Raw genomic sequence first — 14,268 nt, 5'->3', positions numbered from 1 at the left:
TCGGTTTAAAAACGGTCGCGCAAACGGAAGTACATTTTGCTCAAGGCTTCTATCGGTGCGGCCAAGGTTTCATTGCCCCAGAAATTGGGGTTATTGATGTTTTGGTAGCGCTGTATGCGTTCGGTCTGGCCTTGCAAGGCGTCCGCCACCGCCCGCGCCGCTGCCAAAGTTGGCAACACGCCGTGGCCGGAATAGCCGTGCAGCCAATACACATTGCCATCCATGCCCACATCGGGGGTGCGGCGCACACTGCAATCGAGGTGGCCGCCCCAAGCATATTCGATTTTGACATCGGCAAATTGCGGGAACACGCGCGTTAACAAAGGCTGCATAAACGCATGGATGTCTTTGGGCATGCCACCCATATAGGTACAGCCGCCGCCAAACAGCAAGCGATTGTCGGCGCTGCGGCGGAAGTAATCCAAGATGAATTGGTTGTCGGTGACGCAGGAGTTGTGTGGCAAGGCGGCCTGTAAACGCGCTTCGTCCAATACTTCGGTCGCCACTTGAAAACAGCCAACAGGCAACATTTTCTTGTTTAATTTAGGCTCCAATTGGTCGATGTAGGCATTGCAAGCCAACACCAATTGGCGGCAGGTGATGCGGCCGTGGGCGGTTTCAACCTCGATGTGGTCGTGCACGCGTTGGTAGCGCAGCGCCCGTGTTTGCTCAAACAAGCGCACGCCTTGTGCTTGCAGTGTGGTGGCGATGCCGTAACACAGTTTTAGCGGGTGTAAATGGCCGCCGTTTTGGTCGAGTACCGCCGCTTGATAGCGCTCAGAAGCAATCCACTGTGGCAATTCGGCTTTGGGAATGAAGCGCAAGCCTTCGTAATGCCAGCGGTTTTGCGCTTCTTCCACCCAATGCTGCAAACCGGCGACTTTTTTGGCCTGTACCGAACACCACAAATGGCCGCTGCGATAATCGATGTCAAAGCCATGGCGCTTGGGAATCTCTTGTATTTCTTGCGCTGCCCATTCCATGTCTTGCCACAAGGCCAAGGCGTCGCCATAGCCCAAATCGTGTTCCAAAGGTCCCATATCGGACGACCAGCCCAATATCGCTTGACCGCCGTTGCGCCCTGAAGCGGCCCAACCGATGCGACTGGCTTCGATCACTGCCACATTGTGTACTCCGGCTTCGGCCAGTTTCAATGCCGTGTGCAAACCGCTGAAACCTGCGCCGATGATTAATATTTCGCAATTGAGTGCGTCTTGTAATGCCGGAAATTCTGGCCATGTGCCGCTGCTGGCATAATACGAATCGATGTGCTTAACCGAAGAAACAAACATGGGCATCGCCTTGCTATGGTGTTGTCATGTGGCAACAGTGTATAGAAGATGCTGAATAAAAACACCTTCTGCGCGTTTTGCGCTGCACAGAAAGCACGCAGAAGATTGATGAATCATTGTTCATAAATTTGAATTGGGCCGCTTATCGGTGTTAGTATCATCAGCGATAAACCGCAACAAGCCAGACTTGCTGTGGGACACCCAACCTCAGATGAAGGAGTGAGCATGGCAGCATATTACCGTTTCATCAGCCGCGACATTGATGAATCAGGCGTGAGCGTGGCGCATTATGAACCCTTGTTGCCGGCGCAAGGCGCATGGAACGCGCACGAGCAACACATGGCACCAGCAACAGGTGTGCTGTGTGCGGAATTGGAAGCATTTCAACCGCGCAGCGATTTGCGCATAGGCCGTGTGGGCTTGGACATCTTGGGTTTGATTCCTTTGCAGCCGTTCACCATCACCACCAAAGTCTTGCGTCCAGGCAAAACCATAGAATTGATCGAAGCGACCATGGCTTCAAACGGCCGCGCTTGCATCGTTGCGCGCGCTTGGCGCATGCAAATCAGCGATACCAGCGCCATCGCCGGCGTGGAAGACCGCGCCATTGCCCAGCCGGCCAAGATGGAAGATTGGACGGGCATGAAGCAGTGGGCAGGTGGCTTTATTGAGTCCATGCAGTTCAAAACCGATGCCGCGCGTCGCGCTGGCCGCGGGGTGGTGTGGATGAACAATGATTTGGACATGGTCGAAGGTCAGGCCACTTCCAGTTTTGTGCACTTAATGGGCATGGTTGATACTGCCAATGGCATCGTGCCGCGCGCCACACCGGGCGAGTGGGCATTTCCGAATTTGGATTTGCACATCGATTTGCTGCGTTTGCCACAAGGCCAATGGCTGGGTTTGGACACGTGCCAACAATATGGCAGCGACGGCATCGGTTTGACCAGCTCGGTATTGCACGACGAAGTGGGTGTGTTTGGTCGCAGTGAGCAAATTCTGACCTTGCGCCCAATGGCGTAACTTGTATTTTAAAAAGCGTCCTGTAAACTGCTTACAGGACGCTTTTGTCATGTGTTTTCTGTTTTCCCACTCACAGGAGTGAGCCATGCGCAGCATACAACAATGGCTGGATGCTTATGGTGACAGCCACCGCCATCCGCTGAACAAACGCATCCATTGGCTGTGCGTGCCCGCCATCTTTTTTGTCGTTTACGGCTTGGTGCGCTGTTTGCCGCAACCCGAAGCCTTTGGCCATTTCAGTTGGGCGGCTTTATTGTTGCTGGCGGCCTTGGGCTATTATTTCGCCTTGTCGAAACCTTTGGCGCTTGGCTTTGTGCTGTGGGCGGCGTTGGTGTGGCTGGGCAATGAGGCTTTGCTGTGGTGGCTGGGGCGCAGTGGTCTGCTGTGGTTTTCCATCGTGGTGTTTGTGCTGGCGTGGATAGGGCAGTTTATCGGTCACAAAATCGAAGGCAAGAAGCCGTCGTTTTTTCAAGACTTGCAGTTTTTGTTGATAGGGCCGGCGTGGTTGATGGCGTTTGTGTACCGCAAACTCGGCATAGCTTTGTAAAAAACATGGTATTGGTTATTTCGACAGCGGCTTATTATGGTATCCATGCGGCCTGTAAAACTTACAGGCCGCTTATTTGAATGAGGGAACGCGATGCAAGCTTTGGAATTGAAACTGCCGCCGCCGCTGGTGGCGTTCATCATGTTGGCCTTGGCATGGTGGTGCCGCGATGTCTGGCCTGTGGCCGCAGACTGTGTGTGGCTGGATGTGTTGGCAGCGCTGGTATTGTTGCAAGGCGTGGTCATCGCCATGGCTGGCGTGTATGAATTTGTGCGCGTCGACACCACGGTGCACCCGTTTCACCCTGAGCACACGCAGCAAGTGGTCACGCGCGGCGTGTACGCGTTCAGCCGCAATCCGATGTATTTGGGCATGTTGCTGTGTTTGGTGGCGGTGGCGGTATTGTATTGGCGCCAGCCTTTGAATTTGCTGTGGTGTGTGGCTTTTTATGCTTACATCAACCGCTTTCAAATTCAGCCGGAAGAGCGCATGTTGGCGCAAAAATTCGGCGCGCCGTTTCAGCAGTATTGCCAGCAAGTTAATCGTTGGTTTGGCAGTCGCGCCGCTTAAACATGGAAACCGCGCTCAATACCGTCTTGTGGCTGGTATCGGTGGCGGCGATGTGGGTATATTGCTACCGCGTGGTCTTGCGGCAGCCGTTTGTGACTGTAGCCAAGCATTTTGGCATGGTGCTCATTTTGCATCTGTTGCTGGGCGTATTGGCCACCGGTTTGAGTTTGCTTGACTGGTCGAATCTGGTGCGGCCGCAAACCCCACCGCTGTGGCTGCAAGCGGCGTTTACACTGTTCATCAAAGGGTACATCACGCTGTTAGTCGTGTTTACGCTGAATTTTGCCGCGGCATTTGCCACACAAATGGTGAACAAAATCGTGGCGTTTCACCAAACACACAATGCAGCCAATCTGCACCGCCAACCGCTGCGTGCCTTAATTCAATACCAACACCGTATCATTGTCGTCTACCAAGCGCTGTTTATGCTCGGTGGCGTAGGCATGTTGTGGGCGGTGTGGTTCAAGACCTCGCTGTAAGCTTTTTCCGCACAAGATGGCTGCAGCTTCATTATCATTCATCACCACTCATCGGTTAACTCGCGGTAAAACTGGTCTAAATGCTGCAAAAAAGCGCGTATGGCCGGTAATTGTCCACGGCGGCTAGGATAAATGGCGTGGATGATGTCGGCGGTAAACTGCCATTCTGGCAACACCACACACAATTGCTGTTGCTGCAAAGCCTCTGCCACCAATAAATGCGGCAATTGCACCACGCCCATGCCGGCCAAAGCGGCCTGTAATAAGGTTGGCATGTCGGTGGTTATCAATCTTGGCTGGTAGGGAACCGAAGCTTTACCGTGCACTGCGTGGTGCATGTCCCACACCATGTTTTCATTCGGTCTGCCCAAACCCAATGCTGGCAAACTGGCCAAGTCTTGCGGTGTTTGTATCGGCACTTGCTGTGTGAGCCATTCGGTTTGTGCCACCAATACCTGATTGCGGTTGGAAAACACTTTGGCCACCAAGTCTGACGATTCCAAATGGTTGCGGGCGCGGATGGCGATGTCAAAACCCTCGGCCATCACATCGACGCGGCGGTTGCTCGCTTCCAATTCTACTTTGATGGCAGGGTATTGCTGCATAAAATCCACCAATACCTTGCCCACATGCATGTGCAACAGCAACAAAGGACAACTGATGCGCAGCGTGCCGCATGGCTGGTTGTAAACCTCGTCCACCACATATTGCGCCGCCTCGGCCTCTATCAACATCGCCTGACAGTGTTCAAAATAGCGTTGCCCCACTTCGGTGAGGTAGAAATGGCGCGTGCTGCGCTGAATTAAGCGCACGCCCAAAGCCGCTTCCAGTTGCGCCACTTGGCGACTGAGGCGGGATTTGGGCACCCCCAAGGCGCGGCTGGCGGCCGAAAAGCCTTGGTGGTGTACCACCAGTGCAAAAGCCTGCATTTGATTGAGGTCGTGTGATTGTTTCATATTTAGAACAATGCGTTTGAATTTAACTATCTACTCAGTAATTGTTGCATATTATACGATGACTGCACATCAAAAACGCCGTGAGTGTGGCTTGAGTGCCATGCAAAGCAGTGCGGATGTGCCATCCATGAAACCAATTTTAGGAGTGTGAAATGAGCAAACCTTATGTGCGTTTGAACAAAGACGATGCGGTGGTGTTATTGGTAGACCATCAGACCGGTTTATTGTCCTTGGTGCGCGACATCGACCCAGACAAATTCAAAAACAATGTGTTGGCCTTGGCCGATATGGCAACGTATTTTCAATTGCCAACCATCTTGACCACCAGTTTTGAACAAGGCCCAAACGGCCCGTTGGTGCCAGAATTGAAAGCACAGTTTCCAGACGCGCCTTACATCGCCCGCCCGGGTCAAATCAATGCTTGGGATAACGAAGATTTTGTGAATGCCATTAAAGCCACGGGCAAGAAGCAATTGATTGTGGCCGGCGTGGTGACCGAAGTGTGCGTGGCTTTTCCAGTGCTGTCTGCCATTGAAGAAGGCTTTGAAGTGTTTGTGATTACCGATGCCTCTGGCACGTTCAACGCCATGACCCGCGATGCCGCATGGTCGCGCATGGAAGCGGCTGGCGCGCAATTAATGACCTGGTTTGGCGCGGCGTGTGAGTTGCACCGCGACTGGCGCAATGACATCGAAGGCTTGGGCACGCTGTTCTCCAATCACATCCCTGATTACCGCAATTTGATGAACTCTTATGCGACTTTAACCGCCAAATAAGTCTGTCATCGCTTTAAGTGGCCTGTAAGCGAACATAAGGCGTTTACAGGCCGCTGATTTATGGAAATAATCGCTCTATTGTCATCTCAGCGTTGGCCGCCATGGGAGTACACGATGCAACTGAATTTAAGCAAAGTCTTGAGTTTTAACGCCGGCTATGTCGATACCGCCAGCTTCTTGGCCATCCATGGCTTGTTCGCCGCGCATGTGACCGGCAATTTCGTCACCCTCGGCGCCGCTTTGGTCAGCACCAACCATGCTGGCGCATGGGCGAAATTGGCTGCGCTGCCGATGTTTTGTGCGGTGGTGTTGCTCACGCGTTTGCTCCATAGCCGCTTTGAACGTGCCAATAAACGGTCTTACCGCTTTTTACTGTTGAGCATGTTGGCCTTGTTTGCCGTGGCCGCAGTGTTGTCCCTAATCTATCTGCCGTTTCCTGCCACCGACACTTGGCCCAGCTTTATTGTGGGCATGTTATTGGTCGCCGCCATGGCCATCCAAAACGCCATGCACCGCATGCATTGGGCCAAAGAATCGCCGACCACTGTGATGACAGGCTCGACCACCCAATTGATGCTAGACCTCGCCGACAGTCTCGCCGGCAATGGCAACGTCGACAAAACCTCCATCAAAACCCGCATCAAAAACAACTTCCCCAATATGCTCGGCTTCGCCCTAGGCTGCGCCATCGCCGCCTTGGTCTACCACTATGCCTTATGGCTTATCTTCATCGTGCCGGTGGCGCTGATGGGCTTGGCATATGCAATACGCGAGAGGTATAAGAAAGCGTGAGGGTGAAGATGCATAAAGCGGCCTATAAATATTTACAGGCCGCTTATGCATCTTATAAATTCAATAAAGATTGATTCAGTCCAAGATGCACAACTATTTTTTTATATTTTTGGTTATGTGCATCGAATATTCTTGTATTATTTCTCATGTATTTCCAGTCATAATAATCCCGTCTTCTCCCCTCATTAAACCACTTTTGACCAATCACATTGAAATTAAATAGAAATTTTAATGTATCAACTAAGCTTATTATTAGTGGGTATTCATCTTTATTTTCATTAAAGTAAGTTTCTATATCATCAAAGTAGAAATCATGTTTGTTGAAATTGCGAATCAACTCTAAATATTGATTTATTTGCTCATCTGAGATGTAACCGCACATTTCATTTTTAACTTCTTGGCATAAATACTCAGAATATTCGAACTCACAATCGAGTATTTGGAATTTTGAAAAATGAGAAGCATCAGAATAGTTTTTTTTGATAATATCCAAAAAAGTGATGATATCTCTAGGTCGTAAAAAAGTCCGGCTAAGTAAATATTTTGAGGCATCTAGATGTTTTACTTGTTCAGGGAATAGCCTTTTTACTATATATTCATGTGACGCGTTATTTAAGAGACTATGTGATTGTGAAGCTTTATGAGTTACTAATTTCATTAACGGCGAGTTTTGATGTGAATCATCTCCCCAATCAATCTTGACTATAGAATTTTGAGTGATTTTATTAAAATCACGGTCATTTAACAAATTGTAAATATCTGTTCTGAGTAAAATTATTATTTTGAAATTAATGTTTTTTGCATAGAATTCTTTATTCAGTTCGCTGGCTACCTTAATAAGACTGATTATTGAGTTCCGATAATTTTCATTATTTTGGAAACGGTCATCAAGTTCATCAAATATCAAAAGATATTGTCTATGAGAAGTCAACAACGTATTGATTATGAGTTCCTTAATTAAAGGAAGTAGCTGCAAATAACTTAAAGAATTGTCTGAATTGTCAGGTTCCCTTTGAGAGTTTCTTTCGTAAGATACTGTACCTATAATTGGAATTATTGTAGAAATATTAAATTTACTTTGTTTAGTTCGCTCAATCAAACTAATTTTACTTGGCTCAACAGGTAATTTTATTTTGTTAGTTTCAAAAAATTTTTTTAGAGACAATTTTGAATCAAAATCTAGTGAAGATTCATCTTCCATAATCGTTTGAGCTATATCTAACAAAACAAACCATTGCCAAATTGATTTATATTCATTTGGAGCAGTATCGCCAGTTCTAAATTGTATTAATTCATTGTTTTCTAATTCATTCAGAGATTTTATTTGGCAATGATTTAAACTTGGTTCTTCTGCAAATTTAGCTTTTAGATACTCAGCTAGTAAAGTTTTGCCAGAGCCTTTTCTACCGAGAATGATGAAGTTAGAGGGTAGTAATACTTTATTATAAAGGTCGCCGTGATTCACAAACAAATTGGTGAAGTCTTTCACATAAAGTGCTTCATTTGTACCATCATTATATACAAATTCAATATCTGATAGTTTTAATGCGAAACTCTTATTTACTATGAAACTTCCCATCCTTACCCCTCTATTTTCCCTTATTGAATAGTTATTTATCATAACAAATAAATTAGTATTTGAGATGTAACTTAACTATATAAAAGCGGCCTGTAAACGATTTACAGGCCGCTTTCAGTATTTAAAGCTTGAGCAGGCGATGCTTACTTATCCAAACGCAACTCAGCCGCACGTGCGTGGGCGGTGAGGCCTTCGCCGTGGGCGAGAATGCTGGCGATTTCGCCCAATGGTTGCGCGCCTTGTTGGGAGACTTGTATCAGGCTAGAGCGTTTTTGGAAGTCGTAGACGCCCAGTGGCGAGGCGAAGCGGGCGGTGCGGCTGGTGGGCAACACGTGGTTGGGGCCGGCGCAATAGTCGCCCAAGCTTTCGCTGGTGTAAGCGCCCATGAAAATCGCGCCGGCGTGGCGGATTTTCGGTGCCCAGTCTTGTGCGTTTTCCACTGACAATTCCAAATGCTCAGGTGCCAAGTAATTGGCCACTTCGCAGGCTTCATCCAAATCTTTGACCAATACCACGGCGCCACGGTTGGCGAGTGATGCATTGATGATGTCTTTGCGTGGCATGGTGTCGATGAGTTGGCTCATCGCTTCTTGCACTTGCGCGGCGTAAACGGCGGAAGTGGAAATCAAGATGGATTGGGCGATTTCATCGTGTTCGGCTTGGCTGAACAAGTCCATCGCTACCCAATCGGCTGGGGTGGAGCCATCGGCGATGACCAAGATTTCGCTCGGGCCTGCGACCATGTCTATGCCGACGATGCCGAAAACGCGGCGTTTGGCGGCGGCGACATAGGCGTTACCCGGGCCGGTGATTTTGTCCACTTGTGGGATGGTGGCGGTGCCGTAAGCCAAGGCGGCCACAGCTTGAGCGCCACCGACGGTAAAGATTTGCGTCACGCCAGCGACATAAGCGGCGGCCAAGACGATGTCGTTGCGCTCGCCTTTGGGAGTCGGCACGACCATGATGATTTCTTCGACGCCGGCCACGTGCGCAGGCATGGCGTTCATCATCACCGAGCTTGGGTAAGCGGCTTTGCCACCGGGGACGTAAATGCCAACGCGGTCGAGTGCGGTGATTTGTTGACCCAATACCGTGCCATCGGCATCGGTGTATTGCCACGAGGTTTGTTTTTGATGCTGATGGTAGTCTTCTATGCGCTTGGCAGCGGTGGTCAAAGCGGCCTGTACATGCTCAGGCAAGCGTTCAAACGCGGCTTTCAATGCTTCTTGGCTCAAGGTCAAATCGGCCATGGAAGTGGCACTCATGCCATCGAAACGGTTGGTGTATTCAATCACCGCAGCATCGCCACGCGTTTGCACATCATGGCAAATGTCGGCCACGATTTGGTCAATTTTCGGGTCTTGCGCGGTTTCAAATGCTTGTAAATCTTTGAGCTGTTGCCAGAAATCGGCGGCAGCAGAATTCAATTGTTTCATGGGGTATCCAGTAGTTTTTGAGTCCAATGGTGTGCCACTGAGCGGGTGGCGGTAATGGCTGCAGCGGCATTGCCACTCACTTGTTGGGTAACAATCAAACCTTCACCCATCGTCATCACGCTGTCTATCGCGGGACGTTTTAACACGCTGATGTAAGGCAAGCGCTGATGCAGAGCATCAAATATACGCTTTTTGTGCGCTGCGGCAAGTTGGTGCATCTCGTGTTGTAAATCGGCGTACTCGGCACAAGCATTAATGAAGTAACAGCCGTAAAAATCGTCTTGGCGCAGCCATGCCACCAAATAATCCACATAGGCCAATAAGGCATTTTCAGGCAAGGCGGCCTGTAAATAACCTTGCATGGCTTCTATCCATGTGTCATCGCGATAACGCATGGTTTCCAACAACAAGGCTTCTTTGCTGCCGAAATGGTTGTAGAGCGTGCGCTTGGTAATGCCTGCGGCCGCGGCCAATTGTTCCACGCCTGCGGCATGAAATCCATGTTCAGCCATATAGGCTTGGGTGGTGGCAATGATGGCTTGTTTTTTATCCATGCTCAATTCGTAAAAAACGAAGGTATAAAAAGGCTTGCACAAACTTTACCGAATGGTGTAATTTATACCAATCGGTGTAAAAATATTTTAGAGGTTTATTATACCGTTAATTTTGTAACAATGATTTTGAAAACATTTAACAAAGGCGATAAAAATGGTCAATTCTGGTTTTTTGCGCAGTTCTGCGCCCATGAGACCGCCAGTGCGCAGCATGTTGGTGGCAGGATTGGGAGCTTTCTTGGCAATTATGGTTTTATTGTATTTACAGGCCGCCTCGCAGTTGACGTGGTTGATGGCTTCGTTTGGCGCCAGCTGCTTAATTGTGTTTGCTTTGCCCGATTCACCATTGGCGCAACCGCGCAATGTCATCGCCGGACATGTGTTGTCAGCCGCCACAGGCATAGCGATGGCGCATTTTGTCGGGGTGACTCCGGTGAGCATGGCTTTGGCCGTGGCGCTGGCGATTGTGTTGATGTTGTGGACGCGTACGCCGCATCCGCCAGCAGGCGCCAATCCGATTATTGTGATGGTGATGGGCAGCTCATGGTCGTTTTTGCTGTTTCCCGTCTTGCTTGGGGCGCTGATTTTGGTGGCGGTAGCTTGTGTGGTGCACAAAATGAACCGCCAAAGCTATCCCAAATATTGGTGGTAAATTCATAGCCAAAACTTATTTCAACCCCGCGCTAAGCCGCATGGATACAGGTCTTTAGTTACATTGTTAATATTAATTCTATGTCTTTGAATGATAGTTTAAAATAAACAAAATTATGGAGACAATGATGACAACCCCTGAATTAGACGATGCTGCCTTGGAATTTGCCAGTAAAGTGTTTGCTGCTGCCCGCGAGGGAGATGCCGATGCTTTGAAACAATGGCTAGACCAAGGTTTGCCGGTTAATTTACGCAATCACAATGGCGACACCTTATTGATGTTGGCCAGCTACCACGAACACCCTCAAGCCGTGCAAGCATTGTTGGAGCGCGGTGCTGATGCGCAAATCTTGAATGAGCGCGGCCAAAGCCCATTGTCGGGTGCGGCGTTTAAAGGCAATGTGGAAATCACCCAATTGCTGCTCAATCACGGCGCTCAAGTCGATGTGCGCGGCGAAGATGGCCGCACGCCATTGATGTTTGCCGCCATGTTCAACCGCACCGACATCATGGAAATCTTATTGCGCGACGGTGGTGCCAATATCTTGCTTAAAGATGCGGCCGGTAACGACGCCATAGCCTGCGCCAAAGCCTTAAACGCCAACGAATCTTTGGCATGGTTGGAATTGTATTTGGCAGGGGATGACAAAGACTTTTTTGAATTGTCTTAAAGCCATTAACCATGTCAAAGCGGCCTGTAAATGTTTACAGGCCGCTTTTGTATGTGATTTGTGAACATGACCTTTTGTTTGTGCTCGATGCTGATGAAGGGGCAGTTTTCTGACTGCGGGTAGGTCTGTGCTATGATGCTGCCGAAATTAGGGGAAGGCATCAAATAAAGCATATGCAAGGATTTCGTTCAGACATTAATGCGCTGCGCGCATTTGCGGTATTGGCAGTCATCGCTTACCACTTTGGAATTTTTAAATTCCAAGGCGGCTTTGTCGGTGTGGATGTGTTTTTTGTCATCTCAGGTTATTTGATGACCGCGATTGTGGTGCAGGCACTACAGCAACAGCGTTTCTCATTCGTGACTTTTTATCTGGCACGAGCGCGGCGCATTGTGCCGGCGCTGTGGGTGTTGTGCGTGTTTTTGCTCGCCATGGGGGCATTGTTGGTGCCGGTGCCGCAAGACTATGTGATGTTGGCCAAGCATGTGTATAAGGCGATGTTGTTTGTTTCCAATAACACGTTTTACCAAGAATCGGGCTATTTTGCGGCCCATGCCAATGAAAAATGGGTATTGCACACCTGGTCTTTGTCGGTGGAGTGGCAATTTTATCTGCTCTATCCACTGGTATTGTGGGCAGCATGGCGGTGTAAACCCACGCTTCGTGGCTTGAATGCGGTGTTAATTGTATTGGGTTTGGCATCGTTTACGTGCAATCTCATATTGAGCCGCAGCTATCCTGAGTACGCTTTTTTCATGTTGCCCACCCGAGCATGGGAATTGGTGAGTGGTGGCTTGTTATACACTTACACGCTGCAAGCCGGCGTGCCCTCCAAATGGCGCCCAGCATTGCAATACATCGGTTTGCTGTTATTGACCCTTACCGTATTTACTTATAACAGTACTTTGGCTTGGCCCAGTTTTTGGGCGCTATTGCCCGTAGTGGCGACGCTGATGGTGATGGCGGCGCAGCGTGAAAACCGCTTGTTGCAACAAACATGGTTGCAATGGTGCGGCAGCGTGTCTTATTCGCTGTATTTGTGGCATTGGCCGATTTGGGTGGGGCTGCATTATTATGGTGTTAGCCGCGATTTGTGGGCCATAGCAGCTGGCTTATTGTTGACGTTGCTCTTGGGTACGGCATCGTTTTATGGGGTAGAACAGCCGGTGCGTCAAGGTTTGTCCAAATATTCTGCGCGCAAATCGGTCGCGGTATTACTGTCTATGGTGTTGGTGGTGTATGTGGGTGCATGGGTGGTCAGACAAAATGATGGTTTTACAGGCCGCTTGAGTCCGTATTTGCAAATGGTGCATGCCAGCATAGGCAACAGCAATCCACGTGAAGACGAATGTCAAGGCAATGACCGCAAAGACGCCGCTGGCTGCCAATACGGCGGTGAAACTTTGGGTTTGATTGTGATGGGCGACAGCCATGCCCAAGCGGTGATACGGGCTACCGAACAGGCTTTACCAAGCAAACAATACCATGTGTCTGATTGGACCATGGCCGGTTGTCCACCGTTATTGGGTTTACACAGCACCGACGTGAAGAGCCGCTGTGCGCAACATTTGAATAAGTATTTCGAGTTGCAAAAAACCATGCCGCGCAACGTGCCCATTTTGTTGGTGGCGCGTTACAGCAATTACATAGAAGGCCCGAGTGAATGGGATTTGCAGGGGCAAGAGCAGGCCCCGGAAGTGTATTTTGGTCAGCAGCCATATGCACAGCGCACACCAGCGTTTTACCATGAGATGGACGCGGCGGTGGTGCGCACCGCTTGTGAGTTGGCGCGCTATCGACCGGTCTACATGTTAAAACCCATCCCAGAAATGACGGTAGATGTGCCCAAATATGTGTTAAAACGCAGTTGGCTAGGTTTGGATGCGCAAGTGCAATTGCCTACCCGTGAGTACCAACAACGGCAACAGCGTATTTTGCACAGCATGGCGCAGGCGCAACAGCAATGTGGGGTAAAATTGCTCGATCCCGCACCGATACTGTGTCATCAACAAGTGTGCGCCAGCAGCGATGCCCGTGGTCGACCGTATTATTATGATGATGACCATTTGAGTGTGTACGGTGCCGAACAATTATTGCCTTTGTTCCGCACCATGTTTGCCAAACCGTGACAAGCTGTACACAGATAGCCGCAGCATTGGTATATTGGAGCGCCACCGTGCATGCGTGTGTGGCAGCCGTTTAAACAGAAAATGAACAGCATGAATCCAGACTTGGCTGAATTAAAACAACATTTACACCTGTGTTTGCAGCGTGAAGTGATGAAATCCGATAAACCGTTTGCATGGCGCAGGGTGTGGCGCGCGTACCGCCATTTTCCGGAACGGCGCTTTTATTTTTGGTGGCGTTTGGCCAGTTTCTGGTACCACTGTGGCAACGAGCGTGCACGCAAACGCGCATTGCGCATCAATGAGAAACTGCGGGCGCGTTATGGCTTGGACATCAAATTGGGCGCTCGCATCGGTGCGGGTTTGCGGGTGAGCCATTATGTGGGCATCGTGATTTCACAGCGCAGCGTCATCGGTGAAAATTTGCACATCAAGCAAAACGTCACCATAGGCGTAAAAAACTTGCAGCAACAAGGGGGGGTGTATATTGGTGACAATGTGGACATCGGTGCCAACAGCTGCATCATCGGCGATGACATTCACATTGGTAACAATGTCACCATCGGTGCCATGACTTTCATCAATAAAGACATTCCCGATAATTGTAAGGTGTATAACAAACGCGAAACCACCATCAGCCTATGAAAAATCCCATCAATTACCGCTCTTTAATCAAGCAGGTTGTAGTGGTCAAGCCGCGCAGGACACTTTTATCTGAGAATTTTCATACTCCAATGGGCTCATTCCATTGTTGGCTGTATGTGGCCGTTTAAAATTGTAATAATGAATAAATTGCGTGATTTCTTGTTTGACACT

General features: G+C 49.3%; 16 protein-coding genes. 10 read left to right on the top strand and 6 right to left on the bottom strand.

From position 1 onward, the window contains the following. Nucleotides 1–5: 5 nt before the first annotated feature. Complete coding sequence (locus tag BN3003_RS11350) at nucleotides 6–1,292, bottom strand: NAD(P)/FAD-dependent oxidoreductase (protein ID WP_058356766.1); 1,287 nt, start codon at nucleotides 1,290–1,292, stop codon at nucleotides 6–8. A 225-nt stretch (nucleotides 1,293–1,517) separates the two neighbouring features. Here BN3003_RS11350 and BN3003_RS11345 point away from each other — a divergent pair, with 225 nt between their 5' ends. From BN3003_RS11345 to BN3003_RS11330, 4 genes are all read left to right on the top strand, one after another. Next, nucleotides 1,518–2,315 carry a thioesterase family protein gene (locus tag BN3003_RS11345; protein ID WP_058356765.1) on the top strand — a complete coding sequence of 266 codons (798 nt, stop codon included), beginning with the start codon at nucleotides 1,518–1,520 and terminating at the stop codon, nucleotides 2,313–2,315. An 85-nt stretch (nucleotides 2,316–2,400) separates the two neighbouring features. Then, nucleotides 2,401–2,862, top strand: coding sequence for an Mpo1 family 2-hydroxy fatty acid dioxygenase (locus tag BN3003_RS11340; RefSeq protein ID WP_058356764.1), 462 nt, complete (start codon nucleotides 2,401–2,403; stop codon nucleotides 2,860–2,862). 93 nt (nucleotides 2,863–2,955) lie between these two features. Further along, nucleotides 2,956–3,432 carry a methyltransferase family protein gene (locus BN3003_RS11335; RefSeq protein ID WP_058356763.1) on the top strand — a complete coding sequence of 159 codons (477 nt, stop codon included), beginning with the start codon at nucleotides 2,956–2,958 and terminating at the stop codon, nucleotides 3,430–3,432. Nucleotides 3,433–3,434: 2 nt separating this feature from the next. Then, nucleotides 3,435–3,911 (top strand): hypothetical protein, encoded by a 477-nt coding sequence (locus BN3003_RS11330; RefSeq protein WP_058356762.1) that lies wholly within the window; start codon nucleotides 3,435–3,437, stop codon nucleotides 3,909–3,911. Between the two features lie 41 nt (nucleotides 3,912–3,952). Here BN3003_RS11330 and BN3003_RS11325 read toward each other — a convergent pair whose 3' ends face one another. Then, complete coding sequence (locus BN3003_RS11325) at nucleotides 3,953–4,867, bottom strand: LysR substrate-binding domain-containing protein (protein WP_058356761.1); 915 nt, start codon at nucleotides 4,865–4,867, stop codon at nucleotides 3,953–3,955. A 152-nt stretch (nucleotides 4,868–5,019) separates the two neighbouring features. On the opposite strand from BN3003_RS11325, the gene ycaC reads away from it, so the two are divergent. Continuing rightward, a complete protein-coding gene (ycaC, locus tag BN3003_RS11320) occupies nucleotides 5,020–5,643 on the top strand; it encodes an isochorismate family cysteine hydrolase YcaC (RefSeq protein ID WP_058356760.1) in 624 nt (207 codons plus the stop codon). A gap of 114 nt (nucleotides 5,644–5,757) precedes the next feature. Further along, nucleotides 5,758–6,435 carry a YoaK family protein gene (locus BN3003_RS11315; protein WP_058356759.1) on the top strand — a complete coding sequence of 226 codons (678 nt, stop codon included), beginning with the start codon at nucleotides 5,758–5,760 and terminating at the stop codon, nucleotides 6,433–6,435. Between the two features lie 52 nt (nucleotides 6,436–6,487). Here BN3003_RS11315 and BN3003_RS11310 read toward each other — a convergent pair whose 3' ends face one another. The 3 genes from BN3003_RS11310 to BN3003_RS11300 form a co-directional block, all read right to left on the bottom strand. After that, nucleotides 6,488–8,014, bottom strand: a complete 1,527-nt coding sequence (locus tag BN3003_RS11310; RefSeq protein WP_058356758.1) for a P-loop ATPase, Sll1717 family — start codon at nucleotides 8,012–8,014, stop codon at nucleotides 6,488–6,490. Between the two features lie 143 nt (nucleotides 8,015–8,157). Next, a complete protein-coding gene (hisD, locus tag BN3003_RS11305) occupies nucleotides 8,158–9,450 on the bottom strand; it encodes a histidinol dehydrogenase (RefSeq protein WP_058356757.1) in 1,293 nt (430 codons plus the stop codon). Beyond that, a complete protein-coding gene (locus tag BN3003_RS11300) occupies nucleotides 9,447–10,004 on the bottom strand; it encodes a TetR/AcrR family transcriptional regulator (protein WP_058356756.1) in 558 nt (185 codons plus the stop codon). Before BN3003_RS11300 ends, hisD begins: the two co-directional genes overlap by 4 nt. A 154-nt stretch (nucleotides 10,005–10,158) precedes the next feature. Here BN3003_RS11300 and BN3003_RS11295 point away from each other — a divergent pair, with 154 nt between their 5' ends. From BN3003_RS11295 to BN3003_RS11280, 4 genes are all read left to right on the top strand, one after another. Then, nucleotides 10,159–10,656 carry an HPP family protein gene (locus BN3003_RS11295; RefSeq protein ID WP_058356755.1) on the top strand — a complete coding sequence of 166 codons (498 nt, stop codon included), beginning with the start codon at nucleotides 10,159–10,161 and terminating at the stop codon, nucleotides 10,654–10,656. 124 nt (nucleotides 10,657–10,780) lie between these two features. Next, on the top strand, nucleotides 10,781–11,326 hold the full coding sequence (locus BN3003_RS11290) for an ankyrin repeat domain-containing protein (RefSeq protein WP_199822582.1): 546 nt from the start codon (nucleotides 10,781–10,783) through the stop codon (nucleotides 11,324–11,326). Between the two features lie 173 nt (nucleotides 11,327–11,499). After that, nucleotides 11,500–13,455, top strand: coding sequence for an acyltransferase family protein (locus BN3003_RS11285; protein ID WP_058356753.1), 1,956 nt, complete (start codon nucleotides 11,500–11,502; stop codon nucleotides 13,453–13,455). Between the two features lie 51 nt (nucleotides 13,456–13,506). Further along, the gene (locus BN3003_RS11280) at nucleotides 13,507–14,097 is read left to right on the top strand and encodes a serine acetyltransferase (RefSeq protein WP_199822581.1); all 591 of its coding nucleotides are present in this window, start codon (nucleotides 13,507–13,509) and stop codon (nucleotides 14,095–14,097) included. Nucleotides 14,098–14,142: 45 nt separating this feature from the next. Here the strand turns inward: BN3003_RS11280 and BN3003_RS19335 are convergent. Continuing rightward, a partial coding sequence (locus BN3003_RS19335; protein ID WP_147645419.1) for an IS3 family transposase occupies nucleotides 14,143–14,268 on the bottom strand: 126 nt, incomplete at its 5' end.

It is taken from the genome of Vitreoscilla massiliensis, assembly GCF_001457815.1.
GTDB classification, from domain to species: Bacteria; Pseudomonadota; Gammaproteobacteria; order Burkholderiales; family Neisseriaceae; genus Vitreoscilla; species Vitreoscilla massiliensis.
Note: the sequence above shows the minus strand (reverse complement) of the source record. Positions and strands in the feature narration are given on the sequence as shown.

What these genes read in the sequence shown, in the direction of transcription:
- BN3003_RS11350 (WP_058356766.1), bottom strand. Translation starts at nt 1,292, where the DNA reads ATGTTTGTTTCTTCGGTTAAGCACATCGATTCGTATTATGCCAGCAGC.
- BN3003_RS11345 (WP_058356765.1), top strand. Translation starts at nt 1,518, where the DNA reads ATGGCAGCATATTACCGTTTCATCAGCCGCGACATTGATGAATCAGGC.
- BN3003_RS11340 (WP_058356764.1), top strand. Translation starts at nt 2,401, where the DNA reads ATGCGCAGCATACAACAATGGCTGGATGCTTATGGTGACAGCCACCGC.
- BN3003_RS11335 (WP_058356763.1), top strand. Translation starts at nt 2,956, where the DNA reads ATGCAAGCTTTGGAATTGAAACTGCCGCCGCCGCTGGTGGCGTTCATC.
- BN3003_RS11330 (WP_058356762.1), top strand. Translation starts at nt 3,435, where the DNA reads ATGGAAACCGCGCTCAATACCGTCTTGTGGCTGGTATCGGTGGCGGCG.
- BN3003_RS11325 (WP_058356761.1), bottom strand. Translation starts at nt 4,867, where the DNA reads ATGAAACAATCACACGACCTCAATCAAATGCAGGCTTTTGCACTGGTG.
- ycaC (WP_058356760.1), top strand. Translation starts at nt 5,020, where the DNA reads ATGAGCAAACCTTATGTGCGTTTGAACAAAGACGATGCGGTGGTGTTA.
- BN3003_RS11315 (WP_058356759.1), top strand. Translation starts at nt 5,758, where the DNA reads ATGCAACTGAATTTAAGCAAAGTCTTGAGTTTTAACGCCGGCTATGTC.
- BN3003_RS11310 (WP_058356758.1), bottom strand. Translation starts at nt 8,014, where the DNA reads ATGGGAAGTTTCATAGTAAATAAGAGTTTCGCATTAAAACTATCAGAT.
- hisD (WP_058356757.1), bottom strand. Translation starts at nt 9,450, where the DNA reads ATGAAACAATTGAATTCTGCTGCCGCCGATTTCTGGCAACAGCTCAAA.
- BN3003_RS11300 (WP_058356756.1), bottom strand. Translation starts at nt 10,004, where the DNA reads ATGGATAAAAAACAAGCCATCATTGCCACCACCCAAGCCTATATGGCT.
- BN3003_RS11295 (WP_058356755.1), top strand. Translation starts at nt 10,159, where the DNA reads ATGGTCAATTCTGGTTTTTTGCGCAGTTCTGCGCCCATGAGACCGCCA.
- BN3003_RS11290 (WP_199822582.1), top strand. Translation starts at nt 10,781, where the DNA reads ATGATGACAACCCCTGAATTAGACGATGCTGCCTTGGAATTTGCCAGT.
- BN3003_RS11285 (WP_058356753.1), top strand. Translation starts at nt 11,500, where the DNA reads ATGCAAGGATTTCGTTCAGACATTAATGCGCTGCGCGCATTTGCGGTA.
- BN3003_RS11280 (WP_199822581.1), top strand. Translation starts at nt 13,507, where the DNA reads ATGCGTGTGTGGCAGCCGTTTAAACAGAAAATGAACAGCATGAATCCA.